We start from the raw sequence: 17483 nt of genomic DNA, 5'->3' as shown, positions 1-17483 counted from the left end.
CGAATGCCCCACATAATCATTTCCCTGTATGAGATTTTTTTTTCAAGGGCATTTTAGGAGAGATTTGGATTTGACCAAATCTCCCTTTTTCTTTGCATCACTTCAGGAGACTGATTTATAAAGAAGAGGCGAGAGAATAGGCTCTGTGACCCTCTGGCAACCATCCCAAACTCCGGTGAAAGGTGCCAATTCCTACCCTCTGCGGGAACTATAAATTGGCGTAATCATAACTGCCTCAATTCTGGTTCAAATTCTGCCTTTGGGAAAAATCTTTTTCAGTCCTGACGTGTACACCTGTATTCAAACCGAACAGACCATGTCTCATTTCGAAACCGATTCGATCCGAATCCAACAGCGTTCTAATCAAAAAGAGCATTCCTCACCCATTTACCTGAGCTCAAGTTTTACTTTTGATTCCGCGGAGGAAGCACGTGCAATGTTTGCCGATGAGATTCCGGGAAATATCTATTCCCGCTATGCAAACCCAAATTCATCTGATCTGATCGAGAAGGTATGTGCTGCGGAAGGAACGGAAGATGGGATAGCCACTGCATCTGGAATGGCGGCGATGTTTGGAAGTATTGCGGCTTTACTTCAACAAGGAGACCATGTTTTGGCTTCAAGATCCTTATTTGGTTCTACCCATCAATTGTTGACCCGAGTATTTCCAAAGTGGGGGATTAGTTCAACCTATGGAGATATTTCAGATTATCTCAACTGGGAAAAACTAGTCCAGCCAAATACCAAGATGCTCTTTATCGAAACCCCGTCAAATCCCGGTTTGGAGATCATCGACTTGGAGTGGGCAGGAAAATTTGCAGCAGCACACAATCTGATTCTCGTGGTAGACAATTGCTTTGCCACCCCTTATCTCCAGCAGCCTGCCAAATGGGGCGCTCATATCGTTACCCACAGTGCTACCAAATACATCGATGGGCAAGGGCGAGTATTAGGTGGACTTATTCTCGGTTCGAAAGAATTGATGAAGGAAGTTCATTTTTTTGCAAGGCATACAGGCCCGTCTATTTCACCATTTAATGCCTGGATTTTGGCTAAAAGCATGGAAACGCTTGCTGTCCGTATGGATCGTCACTGTGAAAATGCAATGAAAGTCGCCTCCTATTTCGAAGGAAATCCCGAATTGGAAGCCGTGAAATATCCTTTTCTAGCCTCCCATCCTCAGCATGATCTTGCAGTAAAGCAAATGAAAGCCGGTGGAGGGATCATCACCCTGACGCTAAAAGGCGGGGTGGCCAGAGCACAGCGATTTATTGATCAGCTTCAGATGATTTCTGTCACTGCCAATTTGGGAGATAGTAGAAGTATCATCACCCATCCTGCATCTACGACCCATAGCAAACTTTCGGCGGAAGAACGAGCCCGCGTGGGGATTGCCGATGGGTTGATTAGACTTTCGGTGGGTTTGGAGCATTACGAAGACATTCTGAAAGATGTTGAGAGGGCCATCGAAATGTCTAAATAGAAAATTTAAGCCTCCAATTCAGAATAATATTAAAGAGGCTGTCTCAAAAGGACTGAAGGTGTCAGCCTGACCCTTCGACTCCGCTACCGATGACAGCTTGTATTTAATTTTTTAAAAAAGAATATTATAGAATTTTATTCCGATTTGTAGTCTTTAAATCGTTAGACATTGATCATTTAATTATGGTTCTGGATTTAGGTTAAGTATTTTTTTTCTTCGTTCTTTTGGCTTAACCCAAAAGAACCAAAAGGTCAAGATTTGCCAAAGCTCCCACCGCACAAGGCCGAACGCTGGCTCGCTGGCAAATCCTCCCACCGCGCCCTTCCGATCCATGTTTTGTTTACGCAGGTTAAATCAAACGTGGTTTTACATTTATTGACTTACTTGGTGTGCAAAACCCTGTCATTCCCTTTTTGTATGTTCCCGCAATATTTAAGACTCAATGTGACAATCGGCATTAATCAGACAACCATTGGTTTTTACCAAGTCGTGTGTTTGAGCTTGGGGAAAGCTCGAATCACATCACTCAAACTTAGCTGACCCACGAGATGACCATCTTTTAGTACTGGAAACCGGCGGATTTTATGCTCTAAAAATTTTTGGGCCGCATCAAAAAGCGACATGTCGGGATTCAGATAGATCACATTCGTACTCATGTGTTCTTTAACCTTAGCGGGAAATCTAACGGTATTACTGTATTTTCCTTTAATGATTTCCGCCAGACAATCTACCTCAGAGATTACTCCAACCAAGGCACCTGACTCATCCAAAACAGGTGCGCCTGAAATTTTCCGCTTGGTCAGCGCATCAATAACTTGATCAATCGTGTCTTCCGGCTGAAAAGTAACCAAATTGGTGGTCATATGGTCCTTGACCAAAATCTGCTGAATCGGGGCTTTGGGCTCCACTTCTCTGACCCCTTGAAAACTTTTTACCATAGCTTTTTATTTAAGGAAAGATAATAAGATACTGAATTTCTTTGAATAGAGAAATAAAAAAACACACTTAATGGATAATACAGATAAGTATTTCAAGTAATTACAAATAACAATTGATTACTTCAAGCTATTTCTCAGGATGATAAAAGGACTCCAAGTTGAAGTTGGAGCCTTGTATAGCTCATCAAAGGCAAAAGTCCCGATTACTAGATCTTGATCTCCATCCCCGTCCAAATCCCCCTTGGTAATGGTAAGCCAATTGAATTCGGGCGCATTTTCCAAAATAAATGGATCGTATTTGCTTTTATCCCCTTGTTGAAAATAAATCAAGTCCTGTCTCGGGGTTTGATTTCGATCTGGAAAAAAAGCAATCGCAATCAAATCCATATCCCCGTCCTGATCAAAATCATCCACTTCCAATCCAGTGGCTCCATGCATGGGGTAGAACCATTTTTCAGTAAACTTTCCTTTCCCATTATTTTCAAAAATCCGGACACCGTGGTAATTTTTTAAAATTTGGGATTGGTCGGCATTATCCCCATTCACTAAAATCAAGTCCGGCAGTCCATCACCCGTCATATCTTCATACCGCAAATCATTCGATCCAAAGGCTGGCTGAAAAGCCAATAATACGCGTTCCCTGAGCTTGCCATCGCCTTGATTTTCGAAAAGCACGATTGCTTCTTTTGCCTGAGTCATCAGAGCAAGGATGTCCATGTCACCATCACCGTCAAAATCAACAGCTATTGTCCTTCTTGCACCCGGGTCTTTCTTCAAAATGATCTCTTCAAAGCCATCATTTTTGGTAAGATAAAGACTCAACTTCCCCAGATGATTTCCAAAATGGCTAATCACACAGTCTTCTTTTCCATCCCCGTTGAAATCCGAATATTCTACATGAACCGGTCGCATCAGTTTTTCCTGAATCGGAAAACTCTGCCAGGATTTTCCAGAATTTGAATACTTGCCCAAGACTCCAAGTGAATCATTCGCTCGATCCATCAAACCCATGGACAGCAAATCGAAGTCAGTATCAGAGCTCCACTTTATCTCAACCGGCGCAATAGGAGTATTAATCGAGTCTAACTGACTGAATCCATTTTTCGAGTCCAATACATATAGCAAACGGAACCTGTGACCCAACCATAAGTTCCCTGTTTTGGGATGTACCCTGACCATCGTGGTAAGACTGGGTCTGACGAAAGGAAAATTGGGTATCTCCAATTCAAATCCCGGAATTCCATTTTTTGGGTTAATCTTTTCAATTTGTGGAAGGGGTTTTTCAGGCGCATTTTCCAGATAATAGGTCAGAAGCTTTGCCCAGTTTTCTCGGGAAATGTATTGTATCTTAGAATAAATACCCTCGGGAACTCCTCCATCCTGAGGAAGGACTGTTCCCAAATCCTCCTCAAGGTATAAGCCCATCCGCTTGCGCATGTCCGGCAATACACTGGTCTCCCAGGTTATCCTGTCCAACACCTCAGGCTCGGGTTTCAAATGGCAAGCCGCACAATAGCCGTTTGCGAGTTGCTCACCCGTCAGATTCAAATCCGACTGCGCCAATTGTTGCAAACTTGGGGGTGGTTGCTTTCGCTCTGAAATCGGCCCACAGCTCCAACACATCAACCCAACAATCCAGAGATACTTTCGCATTTTTAACTTATAGAACAGATTTGAACTCATTGACTACCGCCGGATCAACTCCAAAGTGAAGCGAAAAATCCAAAGGCATGGCCGAAAAAGACAGACCTTCATTAATAAACTGATTGGGTGAAGGTTTTGCCACTTTGCAGGAAGCATGGACTTCTTTCAAATAGCCACTTTTTCTTAGGATCGGCACATGTTCTGCTTTGGTTCCACCTCCCGGCATAATAATAATTCTGTCTTGGGCCTTTTCCAAAAGTTCCAAAATCACCGGAAGCCCTTCCGTCAGGGAATTTTTTCCACCTGAGGAAAGAATTCGATTAAAGCCCAGATCAATAATTCGCTCCAGGGAATCCTCCAAATCCGATGATGCGTCAAATGCACGGTGGAAGGTACAGGGCTTTTCTCCGGCTGCACGCAGTAGCATCTTGCAAGCTGCTTCATTTACCTTCCCTTTTTCATCCAAAATCCCGAAAACAAAGCCATCAGCTCCCAATTCAGTCAACAACTGAATGTCTTGCTTCATCACAATTTCCTCTTTCAGAGAGTACACAAAATCTCCTCCACGTGGACGAATCATCACAAAAACCGGAATATCTACTTCACTTTTCAAAAAACGAAGCATTCCTGCACTTGGAGTTTCTCCCCCTTCGGGAAAATTGGAACAAAGCTCCAGTCTGTCAATCCCAAATTGGGCTGCTTCCATGGCTGCTTGAAGATTGAAAACAGGCGCTTCTAATAGAATCTTTTCCATCGCTTAAAAATGGCTTTTAGAATCAATTAGGATATTTTCCGATGAAGTGGCTCTAGCAAAATTAAATCCCGGGTGAACCGCAAAAGCCCCGGTTTCTCCATATTTATTGATAGCTAAAAAGCCTGCCTGAATATCTTGGATGTTTTTGCTTTTGGTCACAAGCCGCTTAACTGCTTCCTCGCAAGCTTCTTGTGGTGTCCTCCCCTGACGCATCAATTCCACAATCAAAAAACTGCCACAAATCCGAATGATCGTCTCTCCCAATCCAGTAGCGGTAGCAGCACCAACTTCATCATCCACATACAATCCTGCACCAATAATGGGGCTGTCTCCTACCCTTCCATGCATTTTGTAGGCAAGTCCACTGGTCGTGCAGCTTCCCGCAAGTTTTCCCGAGGAATCAATTCCGACCATGCCTATCGTATCATGATTTTCGATATTGATGATGGGTTTGTATTGGCTAGTCACTTTCCATTTGTCATACTCGACTTTGGCCTTTGGGCTAAGTTCTTCTTTTTCCAAAGGAAAACCTTGGGCAATGGCAAACTGCCGTGCCCCCTCCCCTGCCAACATTACATGTGGAGTCTTTTCCATTACAGCCCTAGCCAAAGTAATAGGATGCTTAATCTGACGGACAAATGCAACGGAGCCACAAGCTCCGTCTCCTGTCATAATGGAAGCATCCAAAGTGGTGATTCCTTCCCGGTCCGGTAAGCCTTGAAGTCCTACGGATAAGTTTTCCATATCCAATTCGGTATCCCGAACACCTGCTTCTACCGCATCGAGAATACTGCCTGTTTCCTTGAGTTTGTTCCAAGCTGCCTTATTTGCCGGGAGGCCATGATTCCAAGTGGATAGAATTAGTGGTTTTTCTTCCTTTTGCAATCCCTTTTCCAAGGTTTTGGAAAAAGCTGAAACACCCGGTAAAAATAAAGCAGAACTGACAAGGGATTGCTTGATAAACTTTCTTCTTTGAGACATTGAGACTATTTTTAGAATCGGGATTCAAATTATCAATTTTGACCCAAATCCCCCTGCCATTCCTCCAAATACTAAAAAACAATCTTGATGAGACCCTATATTCTGAAAGAAGCCACCTGGAAAGATCTTAAAACATTTCGTTATGATTTGGCGGTTCTGCCTTGGGGAGCCACCGAAGCTCATAATTATCATCTCCCGTATGGTACTGACATTTATGAAGCAGATGACCTCGGGGCAGAGGGGGCAAGAAAGGCTTGGGAAAAGGGATCGAAAGTCGTGGTGCTGCCCACTATCCCATTCGGTGTCAATACCGGGCAAAGTGACATCTATCTGGACATCAACATCTATCCAAGTACACAACTGATTATTCTGACGGATATTATTGAAGTACTCAGCAGACAGGGGATCAAAAAGCTTTTGATTCTGAACAGCCACGGAGGGAATAACTTTCAGCCCATGTTGCGGGAATTGGGTCTTAGATTTCCTGACATGTTACTTTTTACCTGCAATTGGTTTCAGGCATTGGACAAATCTAAGTATTTCGAGGAAGCCGGAGATCATGCCGATGAAATGGAAACTGCCTTGATCCAATACCTGCATCCTGAACTGGTTTTGTCGCTGGAAGAAGCAGGAGACGGTGCCGAACGTAAATCTGTGATACGGGGGATAAGGGAAAAATGGGCTTGGGCAGAGCGAAAGTGGTCTCAAGTCACTGATGACACCGGAATCGGTAATCCAAAAAAAGCCTCCCCGGAAAAAGGGAGGCGGTATTTCGAAGACGTCACTGATAAAATCGCGGAATTGATCGCTGATATCTGCGAAGCCAGACCGGGAGATCTCTACAAGTAAGCTAGTTCATCGTGAAGATTCCCACCGGCGTCATCTGACCCTTGTAGTCAATCATCACTGCTGATTTTGTTCCTTTGGGGAGGCTTATTTCCCGCGTAGATTGGGATCCAAATCCAGAACCAAGACTTAAATCAAAACGCTGCCTTTTGCCATTTTCCAATTCAAGAATTAAAGCCATGGCATCCTGCCCAAAAGAAAGCGTTTTTGCTTCTTCATAAGAGGATCTGAAAGCAAGCAATTTGCCCCTATTTTGGGAAGCAAAATAAAGTGGTGCACCTTGGGAAGTACTCAATTTTACCAAAGATTTTGCGTCTCCGGGCACCACAAAACCGCTTTCTCTTGGATTGACTGACTCAAAATTACCTTTACCATCTCCAAGAAGCAGCAATCCTACAGAAGCATCCAGCCTTCCTATGAAGATTTCATTCCCATAGTCATTCCCTACCATAAGAATATCGGAAATTCCGTCACCGTTGATGTCATCGGCCACAATTCCGTTTGTCGGAGCGATTTGGGCCAAAATAGGCAGTTCATGTACGGTAAATTTCCCGTTACCGAGATTTTCAACCCATATCGTCCGGTCATAGTTTCCGGTCAAAATCATCACATCTTTCTTTTCATCTTCGGTGAAAAATGAGGTTTCAGTACTCAACGCAAAATATTTATACCGATCAAATTTCCTTCGGAACATCGGACTTTGTCCCATCAAATCATCCCAAAAATGACTTGGAAATGAATTGTAAACGCCTCCTTGCTTGTCTTTATAATAAGCAAAAGAAACCGGATCCACACTTCCGTTATTGTCAAAATCCTTGGCATAGATTTTCACCGGCCTATCAAAAGTTGGATGGTGGGAATTATTGGCTCCAAGGTTTCCGATGACAAAATCAGTATCGCCGTCCTGATCAAAATCTGCAGTGGCGATGGAATTCCACCATCCAAGGTAATTCTCCAGTCCGGTATTTTGCAGTTTCTCGAACTTGCCACCCTGATTGATGAAAATGGTGATTGGCATCAATTCACCGACCACAATCAGGTCGACTTTCCCATCGCCGTTGATATCCGACCAAATTGCATCAGTCACCATCCCTACCTCCCGCAGTCCCGGTGCAAGTTTATCAGTTACGTCAGTCAGGAGTCCATTTTCGTTTTTTAGCAGAAAACTCTTCTCTGCCAGGGGAAATTTTCCGATCGGAGATCTCCCTCCTACAAACAAGTCCAAAAATCCATCCCCGTCAAAATCACCTCCACGCACAGTGCTTCCATTTGCTTTTATTGCAGAAAAGCTTTTATCCAAGGTGAAATTCCCTTTCCCGTCATTGAGATAAATTCTATCCAAATATTCCGCAGCCTCTGGTAAAAATTCAGCACTCCCACTGACGAGGTAAAGATCTAAATCCCCATCATTGTCCAGGTCAAAAAGCAGGATTCCCGTTTCTTCGAAAATTGGATTCTCTCCCGGAAGTAACTCTTTTTGGATAAACTTACCATCCTCCTGCTGTGCATACCAAACCGGAGAAAACCCAGAAGCAGACCCTATAATCAGATCCTCTCTTCCATCTCCGTTAAGGTCTCCTACGGCCAAAGCGGGGCCAAATTGCGTGAGTTTGTGGGGGAGAGTCCGTTGAATATTGAAATCAATTTTATCCTCCTCTTGGTGAATGAATGAAATTCCAAGCTTTTCGGAAACTTCAGAAAGAAAATTCCGGGACATCGGCAAATCCAAAATTGCAAGGCTGTTTTTTCCAACTTGGGCAGAAGCGTAATCCACTACAAGAACCTGATTAACAGCAATATTTGAAAGTTTGGACTCTTTGCCATCAGGCCAAATGACTGTAAGTTCCCCGACTGAATTTATGGAATCCAAGCCAAAATGAAGGACATCTTCAATAGATGACATATACCCCCGCACCACTTGCAATTCCTGATATAAAAGACTTTCAGGAGTCGGCCTTAGGAGTACTTTTGCACCCAAACCTTGGGAATTTTTGGCTGGCCCTTTCAATTTCACACGAAGGTAGTTAGGGGCATTTTTGCTCTTATTCAGCTTGTTCTCAAATACAAAAGCTGGGTCATTGATATTGTTCACTACATAATCCAAGTCCCCATCCAGATCCAAATCCACCAAAGCAGCACCATTTGAAAATGAAGGTTTATTCAATCCCCATCCATCCCCGCTGTCTTCAAATCTTAAATTTCCCGTATTTCTGTATGCGTAGTTTGGGATTTTCACAATAGGAATTGAGTCCAGAAGTTGTCTTGTCGTTGCGATATTTCCCACATCCGCCCGGTAATTGGCAAAGTCTTTATCAGTAATATCGCGCGGAAATCCGTTGGTAATCAACAAGTCCCTGAATCCGTCGTTATCTACATCGCCAAAAAGTGGAGCCCAACTCCAATCTGTCTGATAAACTCCCGCCATCAATCCGATTTCTGAAAAAGGAATTCCCGGTCCGTTATTCAGATGGAGCATATTGCGGACATATTGGTATTCGTAGCCAAACTGCTCGTTGTTGAGGTAAGTTTGGTAGACATTTTTCCCGATCGTAGTCTTTTTGCGGTAATTGTCCTCCCCCAGCATGTCGATGGTGATCAGGTCGGGAAGGCCGTCATTATTGAAGTCTGCAATATCTGAACCCATCGAAAACTGACTTTGGTGCCGCAGATTTTCCTTGGTTCGGTTTGAAAAAGTGCCATCCTGATTATTGATATACAGGATATCATTGGTAATGTAATCGTTGCTGATATGAATATCCGGCCAACCGTCATTGTTGACATCGGCAATCAGTAATCCCAAACCAAAACCTTCGAAAGTTATACCTGCTTCGATGGTGACATTGGTAAAGGTGCCGTCCCCGTTATTTCGATAAAAGCTGTCGTTATTTACAGCAGTACCATCCGTTACTTTAGGCCTGAAATTAGTAGGCTTGGATTTTAGTTGTTCATTGTTTAACACGTATAGATCCAGATCTCCATCCAAGTCATAATCTATAAAAGCAGCACCCATGCTATTCCCCGGATCTGCAATTCCGTAGGCCTCTGCCATCTCTTTGAATGTCACATTTCCGGATGAGTCTTTTCCCTGATTTACAAAAAGAAGGTTATTTCGTTCTCCCGCACCCATTTTCATAGCTGTAGCTACATAAATGTCGGGCCAGCCATCGTGGTTGATATCCACAATCACGCTACCTGTACACCAGCTATCAGGAGCCAATATACCTGAGGATTCGGAAATGTCGCCGAACTTAAAGTTTCCCCCGTTCAGGTAAAGTCTGTTCGGAACTTGATTTCCTGTAAAAAATAAATCAGGAAGACCGTTTTGATCAAAGTCTGCGACTGCTACACCACCTCCATTAAAAATATATTCGTCGGTCAAAATATTGAAGGAATCGGATTCGATGATTTGGTTATTGAAATCAATTCCCGTCTGATCTGAGGACTTCAATTCGAATAAGGTTGAATCTTTTTTACAGGATGAGAAAAGGACAATAAGGCAAACAAATGCGGAAGGATAGAAAGACTTCATAGGGGGTTTTAGGGTATTGCTAGCGAGCTTTAAATTAGCATTTTCCGAATGGAGGAAAAAGCATAAGAAATAAAAGCATAAAAAAAGGGAGGCTAAAGCCCCCCTTTTAAAGGAATTGTATTTAAGAAATTAGAATCCGGGATTTTGTTTAAGGATATCAGGCCCAACCAAATCAATTTGATCTAGAGGAATTGGGACCCACTTAAATCTGTCTGTATATTTAGATCCACCAAGAGAAGAAGCCAATTTAACACCATCATAAGCGAAGTAGAAGTCCAACTCTGCTTGTGCAGTACCCCAACGCTGCAGATCATAGAATCTGTGTCCTTCCATACCCAACTCAAGAAGCCTTTCGTGACGAACTGCAAGTCTTGCAGCATCAGCGCTAGTCCAAGGTGCAGTGTAGATGTTGATTACGTAATTGGCAGCATTAGTCCCGTCAGCTCTCTTAATAAAGGAGTTCATAGCACGGGTTCTTACACGGTTTACATATTCCCGAGCTTTCTCCAAGCCACCTGTTTCGATTTCCGCCTCAGCGGCCATCAACAAAACATCCGCAAATCTGATGATCATGAAGTTGATTCCAGTGTAGCCAGGAGTCCAGGAGGAGTTATCCTGGAAGGTACCCTGCTCAGCTCTCTGATAAACATACTTTTTAGGAGAATAAGGCCCACCGTTGGGTTGGTTTCGAATCCAAGCCTGACCTGGGTGATCTTGCCAATCCAAATAAGGAAGTCCTCTCCTTCCAACTGTATGATCCAAGCGGGGGTCAAGTGGACCTGCATCTGGAGTGAAAGCTGCACCGGAAGCGACACCCATGTCACTCTTTACTTCGTTAGCAGGAGAATTGTAAGATTTGTCTAATAATGGCAAACCGTTAGCCGTTCTGAATGCATTTACAAAAGTAAAGCTAGGCTGGAAAAATCCGCAACAGTTGCCCGGACCCGCAGGGCCAGTATTGTATGGGAAGTTCAAGTCAAACTCCGGATTTGCATTAAGAACAGAACCTGTATTAGCAGCAGACTGATAAGCCCATACAGATTCTTGGTGATTGTCATTTTTACCACGGAAAGCATCATCATAATATGGAACTAGCCCATATTTCAAGTTATTGGATGTTCTTCCATTTTCGATCACATCGGTGAATAGTGCTTTGGCTTCAGCAAACTTTTTCTGATACAAATACACTTTGGCCAAATAAGCTTTTGCAGCCCACTGATTTACTCGACCCACCTGTGCTTGAGTAGCTGGGAGATCTTTGACAGCATCTTGAAGATCCTTTTCAATGAACGGCCAGAGTGGCTTATCATTTTTCACTTTCTCCAATCCACTTCCATAGTCCACGGTCTCATCTACGTAAGGAGTTTTGTCGTAATCACGTGCAAGCTCAAAGTAAAAATGCGCTCTCAAAAATTTCGCTTGAGAGGATAATCTTACTTTGTCATTTGCGGTTACGTCAGAACCGGCTTTGGTCAGCAATCTCAAAACATTGTTTGCTCTGGCAATACCCTCATAAGCCACGTTGTATTTTGCACCCATTTCTCCTCCCGCAGCGTCATTTTCAAATCGCTGAATGGGGTTGATACTTGTAAAATCACCGGGGTCAGTACCTTTATTAGCCTCTCCCCCTCTAATACTCCCCCAAACCCAGTTGGAAGGAGACCCTAGTCTGTTACCACGACCATTTACTTGGGAATATGCTGCTATCAAAGAAGCATCGATTCCAGCCAAGGTAGAAAGTTGATTTTCAGACAACTGTCCTACAGGCGGAACATCCAAGAATTCGTCGCTACAACTCACTGCTACCAGCATCGCTGTCGATGCTAGTAGGGCTCCGATTTTTAATTTAAAATTGTTCATTTTTCTTAATCAATTATAGTTTCTATAACTCGATTCATTTTAAGTTGTTTGGATTAGAAGCTAAGGTTTAAACCAAAGGTCCAACCACGTGTAACCGGGTAATTTCCTACATCGACACCAAATGTCAAGTCAGCATCACCACCAACCGCAGGATCCAATCCACTATATCCAGTAATCGTTAACAAATTGTTAACTGAGGCAAAAACTCTGGCTCTTTCCATTTTCAACTTAGTAAGCACACTTGCTGGTGCAGAGTAACCAAGTGTCAAGTTCTGTAATCTCAAAAATGAACCATCTTCAACGTAAAATGAGTTGGCAACGTTTGAGGTAGAGAAGTTAGACACTCTTTCTACAATAGGAATAGTGGCATCCAAATTTTGAGGTGTCCAAGCTTCTTTCAATCTGTTAGAAATAGCTGCTCCTTCGAAAGTTTGGAAGAAATCTGTAAACCACTTAGACTGATTCCAGATTTCGTTACCAATTGAAGTGTACAAGTAGGCAGATAGATCAAATCCTTTGAACCCAATGGTAAAGTTCATACCACCGGTAAAATCCGGCACTGGATTTCCAAGGAATACACGATCGTTCGGCGTAATTCTGCCATCACCATCCACATCTTCAAACTTGAATCGACCTGGAGCTTTTCCGTCCTGAACTGCATGGGAATTTACATCTTCCTGATCTCTGAATAACCCTTGAACATTAAATCCAAAGAACGAAGAAAGAGGCTGACCTACTGCATTTCGGATTGGCTGGATACCTCTGTAACTAGGGTTAACTGAGGTAATGAAGTTCAATCCCGGTGCAAGAGAAACGATCTCATTCTTCAATGTTGAACCAGTGAAAACCAATTCATAGGTCAAATCACCTGTTAAATTACCTTTGGTACTTACCATGAGATCCAGACCTCTATTGAGCATTTCACCAATATTCACAGCTGGAGGTGCAGCATTTGATCCGGCAGTCAAAGGAATTGGAACTGTAAACAACAAGTCCTTGGTATCCTTTCTCCACCAGTCAAAGATAACATCCAAACGACCATTGAAGAAGGTACCGTCAAAACCGATGTTTTGAGTCACGGCAGTTTCCCACTGAGCATTTGGGTTACCGATTCTGGATCTTCTGAAACCAATTAGCGCACCAGAGTTAGAACCTGTAATATCATAGGAAGAAGCACCTATACTACCACCAAAAAGGTTGAATTGGTTGTCAGGGTTCACATTATTGGAATTACCCATTTCACCGTATCCACCTCTGATTTTCAAATCATCAATCCAGGTCGCTCCCTGAAGGAAGGGCTCAGACGATATTCTCCAAGCTGCGGAGAATGCAGGAAACACTCCATATCGTGAGTTTGACCCGAATCTTGAAGATCCGTCACGTCTTAAAACCGCGCTTACGATGTATTTGTCATTGTAAGTGTAGCGCAACTGACCAAAATAAGAGTTGAAGTTTACACCCTTAAATTGGAATGAGTTAACAATACGAGTGCCTACAGGCAAATTTGAAATGGTAATAAAATCAGGATCTGTAGAGAAGGGATTCTGTCCAACAGCATCCATACCTCTTCCTGCACCACTATTCAAAGCTTCCTGACCTGCCAAAACATTGAAGTCATGCTTGCCAATCTTCTTCTTATATGAAACTGTATTGGTGAAAGTCCAACCAAATACGAACCCTCCTCCTTCACCATATCCAAAGGCTGAGTTGTTTTCAGAGTTCTCATATTGTAGTCGGGTAAAATTCCAGAAATAGTTGTTGTTATACTGACCACCGATTGAAGTTCTGAACGTCAAATCATCAATAATATCCCACTCTCCATAGACGTTACCAAATGCATTGGCATTGAAATTTCTATTATTTAATTGGCCGTCTCTACTTGCAACTGGGTTTCTTGGGTTGTTAAAACCTCTGGAGGCTGTACCTGCATATCCGCCAAACTCGTCATAAACCGGTATGATTGATGGCATACGGAATGCCTGAAGAATGTCATTTTCATCATCCGAAACACCCCGTCCACCTGCACCACCTTGCTGACCTAAGACCTGACGGTATGTCGCTTGGAAGTTTTGACCAACTCTTATTCTTTTTGTTACATCAAATTCGGAATTTGCTCTCAAAGAATATCTTTTAAAATCGTTACCGATCATAATTCCTTCTTGCTCCTGAATACCAAGACCAATAAAGAATCTGGACGTTGCAGATCCTCCATTAAAGCCCAAAGAATGACGCTGTAAAACTGCCGGTCTTGTTAGAGCAGCATACCAATCTGTTCCTTCTCCTGTGGCTGCTCTAGTGAGCTGCCTTACAGTACCTCTAGTGGGATCAATATTGTACCATTCTCTCTGCTGCTCAATTTGAGCCGCCGTAAGTGGGCCTGGCTGACCTGAAGCGACTCCAAAAGCACCCGTAGTTGGGTTTCTGGTAATCATGCTCAAATAGTAAGGCATTACAGGCGTAGTACCTGTACCTAACTGAGGATGCCCATATGATGGGGCTCTGTTTTGAAGTTGGGCAGTATTTCGTTCTGCCAACCACGTGTAGTCTGCATAATCCTGAGGATTCATCATATCCAATCCTGTTCCTGGGTCAGTGACTCCAAACATACCATTGTAGTCAACTCTCAATTTCTTGTTTCTTGCGCCTCTTTTGGTGGTGTAAACAATTACACCGTTGGCAGCACGAGCACCATAGATAGAGGCAGCAGCTGCATCTTTCAATACAGTAGTAGACTCGATATCATCAGGATTCAAGAAGTCAGTGGATCCTGTAGGAACTCCATCCACGATGTACAGTGGCTCGTTACCACCAAAGGCACCAAATCCACGAACACGGATGATTGAAGTAGTACCAGGCTGACCGTTTGTAATTACCGTTACCCCGGCCACACGACCCTGAAGAGTCTGCTCAATATTACCAGTAGGGATAACAGTCAAATCTTTCGGATTTACTGTGGAAATCGCACCGGTTGTTTCTCTTCTTGCATCGATAGAGTAACCGGTTACAACCATTTCAGTTAGTGTTCTTTCATCCGGCTTCATCGAAATATTGATGACGCTTCGAGATCCCACCACCTGTTCAAGGGCAGTGTATCCAATAAAAGAAAAAACCAGTGTCGACTGGTCACTTGGGACGCTGAGGGAGAATTTCCCGTCAATGTCAGTTGCCGTACCTGTGGTAGTTCCCTTAACCAGGACCGAAACACCCGGAAGGCCTAAACCATACTCGTCCAGAACCGTACCCGTCACAGTCTTTTGCGCAAAGGCAGCACTGGCGGATAGGACTAAGAGCGTTAGGCACACACTTAGAATTTTGTAAACTTTTTTCATAAACATAGATAGATTGGGTAACAAGATTAATCTCAAAAACTTGTTTGTTAATTGATTATGCAATCGTTTGCGATTATCCTCAAAATAACGACAATAGAAAGAGCTTGATTTTCAAGATTTTATTGCGATTTACCGTGGTCAAAAGACCTGCTTAATAGAAACCTCTAGGTTTGAATGCATCGACTGATGCAGATTGAGAGAAGGAAAAATGCTAAGTAAAATAGATCATAGGCTTGAATTTTAGGTTTAATTGTTAATTCTAATGCCTCAATGTTAAATAATCTAAAACAAATTTCAAACCCACCTGAGTAAATTAAATTTTGAAATTTTCAACACCAGCTTTATTTAAACCATGTATAACAAAGAAAAATCCCTGAAAAAGGAAGTCTAAATGAAAAAAATCAAAATAAACCGCATTAATTTGAGAAATTCTCAAAAAAAGACCTGAATAATCAAAAATTAGAAAAATCAGAGAATTCAATTTTGAGTACTTCCGGAAAAAAAATCTTTGCTATTACGAAGTTCTTCAAAGGACGGATCTTGAAATGCCAAATTAGCCAACTGTTTATTTGCTTCGATAGCCTTTTTAAGATGAATCATAGCCACTTCTTGTTGTCCGCTGGCAGCAGCTATCATAGCAAGTCCATAATACCCATATCCAAATACTCTTCCATGCATAACTGATTCTTCGAAAGCAGTGGATGCTTTTGCAAAGTCATCGATCATAAAATAAGCAAGCCCCTTGTTGAAATAGTCTTTCGGGTCTGAAAACTTGAAGTCAAATCTAAGTGTTGCAAGTTTATAATCACCTCTTAGAATATCCAATGCTCCTCTCAAGGCCTCATTCTGTTGAAGAAAATCGGGATTTTTTGTCAAGGATGCAGCTTCGGATAATTTCAGATAAGAATCCCAGTATTTTCCCTCAAGTGCCAAAATCTGTCCTTGATTATGAAGGATATAAGGATTTGGTTCAATTCGTATAGCCTGTTGGAGGAGTCTGAGCGCTTCTTCCCAAAGAACTTCTTTGGATTCCTGATCAAGGGTGCGTTGGGCTTGCCGCATTCGGACTACAGCCAAATTGTTATAGGGTAAGGCTGAGCGAAAAAATTCCGTCATCTTAGAATAGATGACTGCCTTTTCTTCTAGACTTTGACTCGCTTCAGCAGCCAAGGACCATTCCGCAAAGGATAATGAATTTGTGCCATCTGAGCTCAAAAGTGACTCCTTCAGTTTGATTGACTGTCGCATATCGAGGCCTGTTCTGGAGGTAGCGGAGATTTCAATTTTGGCAACCCGGAGTTTTGGATACAGATCCTGTACAATTTGGGAAAATCCTGGAACTTTTTTTAATCGATCGGTTTGCTCAAGATACGTCTCCTGATTGGTCAAGATCGTATAGAGTTCCTCTTTACGATTTGTTGATATTCCCTTGTAATCCCCTAATAGTAGCCTGAGATCAAACCAATCATTACGACGGGAATCTATTCTGATTTGAGAATCCGATAAGGTCTGAAATCTCGTTATAAGTGCCTTTTTTGCGGATTCAGCACGATTAGCACCCAAGCCGCTGTTTTTTCCTTCCGCAGGTTCTGGAGATTGTATTCCGGTAATTTTAAATTCCTGAATGCTGGGATTGTTTTCCAAAAAAGCATCGATTTTCCGAAGTGTCTCCTGATTTGCCACACTTAATTTGAAAGCTGAAGACCCCAATTCATAAACAAAAGTGAACTCCTCTTTTTGCGTAACTCCTCTTTCAATTCCTGTGGGAATAAACAGTCCAACCGAAGGAATTGGCTCATCAGGATAGACGGCTCCAAGTTTGACCATCAGCTGTGGGGCTATTACCCCTTTTGCCAGTACTTTCTTTTCGAAAGGAGATTTACTTTCCCTTTTCCCCTGGAAAAAAAATATTTCCAATGTAGCACCTGACATCCAAGGTTCGTACTTTAAGGAAAACTTACTTTCATAGGAATAATTAGCGACATTCCTCTTTAAATTAATTTCTCCAAGATCTACATAGTTTTGATCTGCTTTAAATGAGAGACTCAATCTTGGATTATTTGGTGACAGCACCGATTCAATTGGTATTGAACCTTTGACTGTAAAGCGGATTGAGTCC

General features: G+C 42.7%; 10 protein-coding genes and 1 riboswitch. Of the genes, 2 read left to right on the top strand and 8 right to left on the bottom strand.

The window, feature by feature from the left end; genetic code table 11:
• Window positions 1–112: 112 nt before the first annotated feature.
• Window positions 113–217: riboswitch (SAM riboswitch) on the top strand.
• 99 nt (window positions 218–316) lie between these two features.
• A complete protein-coding gene (locus BLQ81_RS10770; protein WP_092730012.1) occupies window positions 317–1483 on the top strand; it encodes a trans-sulfuration enzyme family protein in 1167 nt (388 codons plus the stop codon).
• A 479-nt stretch (window positions 1484–1962) separates the two neighbouring features.
• Here BLQ81_RS10770 and BLQ81_RS10765 read toward each other — a convergent pair whose 3' ends face one another.
• From BLQ81_RS10765 to BLQ81_RS10750, 4 genes are all read right to left on the bottom strand, one after another.
• The gene (locus BLQ81_RS10765; RefSeq protein WP_092729964.1) at window positions 1963–2421 is read right to left on the bottom strand and encodes a CBS domain-containing protein; all 459 of its coding nucleotides are present in this window, start codon (window positions 2419–2421) and stop codon (window positions 1963–1965) included.
• Window positions 2422–2538: 117 nt separating this feature from the next.
• Window positions 2539–4074, bottom strand: a complete 1536-nt coding sequence (locus BLQ81_RS10760; RefSeq protein ID WP_175454214.1) for an FG-GAP repeat domain-containing protein — start codon at window positions 4072–4074, stop codon at window positions 2539–2541.
• Between the two features lie 7 nt (window positions 4075–4081).
• Entirely contained in the window at window positions 4082–4819 is a 738-nt protein-coding gene (locus BLQ81_RS10755) for a copper homeostasis protein CutC (protein WP_092729962.1), read from the bottom strand.
• 3 nt (window positions 4820–4822) lie between these two features.
• Window positions 4823–5800 (bottom strand): isoaspartyl peptidase/L-asparaginase family protein, encoded by a 978-nt coding sequence (locus BLQ81_RS10750; protein WP_092729961.1) that lies wholly within the window; start codon window positions 5798–5800, stop codon window positions 4823–4825.
• A gap of 87 nt (window positions 5801–5887) precedes the next feature.
• Here BLQ81_RS10750 and BLQ81_RS10745 point away from each other — a divergent pair, with 87 nt between their 5' ends.
• A complete protein-coding gene (locus BLQ81_RS10745; protein WP_092729960.1) occupies window positions 5888–6649 on the top strand; it encodes a creatininase family protein in 762 nt (253 codons plus the stop codon).
• Window position 6650: 1 nt separating this feature from the next.
• On the opposite strand, the gene BLQ81_RS10740 is transcribed toward BLQ81_RS10745, so the two are convergent.
• From BLQ81_RS10740 to BLQ81_RS10725, 4 genes are all read right to left on the bottom strand, one after another.
• On the bottom strand, window positions 6651–10175 hold the full coding sequence (locus tag BLQ81_RS10740) for an FG-GAP-like repeat-containing protein (RefSeq protein WP_092729959.1): 3525 nt from the start codon (window positions 10173–10175) through the stop codon (window positions 6651–6653).
• Between the two features lie 129 nt (window positions 10176–10304).
• On the bottom strand, window positions 10305–12035 hold the full coding sequence (locus tag BLQ81_RS10735) for a RagB/SusD family nutrient uptake outer membrane protein (RefSeq protein WP_092729958.1): 1731 nt from the start codon (window positions 12033–12035) through the stop codon (window positions 10305–10307).
• Window positions 12036–12088: 53 nt separating this feature from the next.
• Window positions 12089–15370, bottom strand: coding sequence for a SusC/RagA family TonB-linked outer membrane protein (locus BLQ81_RS10730; RefSeq protein ID WP_092729957.1), 3282 nt, complete (start codon window positions 15368–15370; stop codon window positions 12089–12091).
• Window positions 15371–15841: 471 nt separating this feature from the next.
• Window positions 15842–17413 (bottom strand): tetratricopeptide repeat protein, encoded by a 1572-nt coding sequence (locus BLQ81_RS10725; protein ID WP_139183614.1) that lies wholly within the window; start codon window positions 17411–17413, stop codon window positions 15842–15844.
• Between the last annotated feature and the right edge of the window lie 70 nt (window positions 17414–17483).

Source organism: Algoriphagus alkaliphilus, assembly GCF_900103735.1.
Classification (GTDB): domain Bacteria; phylum Bacteroidota; class Bacteroidia; order Cytophagales; family Cyclobacteriaceae; genus Algoriphagus; species Algoriphagus alkaliphilus.
The sequence above is the reverse complement of the archived record's forward strand: the minus strand, read 5'-3'. Positions and strand labels throughout refer to the sequence as shown.

What these genes read in the sequence shown, in the direction of transcription:
- BLQ81_RS10765 (WP_092729964.1), bottom strand. Translation starts at nt 2,421, where the DNA reads ATGGTAAAAAGTTTTCAAGGGGTCAGAGAAGTGGAGCCCAAAGCCCCG.
- BLQ81_RS10770 (WP_092730012.1), top strand. Translation starts at nt 317, where the DNA reads ATGTCTCATTTCGAAACCGATTCGATCCGAATCCAACAGCGTTCTAAT.
- BLQ81_RS10730 (WP_092729957.1), bottom strand. Translation starts at nt 15,370, where the DNA reads ATGTTTATGAAAAAAGTTTACAAAATTCTAAGTGTGTGCCTAACGCTC.
- BLQ81_RS10745 (WP_092729960.1), top strand. Translation starts at nt 5,888, where the DNA reads ATGAGACCCTATATTCTGAAAGAAGCCACCTGGAAAGATCTTAAAACA.
- BLQ81_RS10760 (WP_175454214.1), bottom strand. Translation starts at nt 4,074, where the DNA reads ATGCGAAAGTATCTCTGGATTGTTGGGTTGATGTGTTGGAGCTGTGGG.
- BLQ81_RS10755 (WP_092729962.1), bottom strand. Translation starts at nt 4,819, where the DNA reads ATGGAAAAGATTCTATTAGAAGCGCCTGTTTTCAATCTTCAAGCAGCC.
- BLQ81_RS10750 (WP_092729961.1), bottom strand. Translation starts at nt 5,800, where the DNA reads ATGTCTCAAAGAAGAAAGTTTATCAAGCAATCCCTTGTCAGTTCTGCT.
- BLQ81_RS10740 (WP_092729959.1), bottom strand. Translation starts at nt 10,175, where the DNA reads ATGAAGTCTTTCTATCCTTCCGCATTTGTTTGCCTTATTGTCCTTTTC.
- BLQ81_RS10735 (WP_092729958.1), bottom strand. Translation starts at nt 12,035, where the DNA reads ATGAACAATTTTAAATTAAAAATCGGAGCCCTACTAGCATCGACAGCG.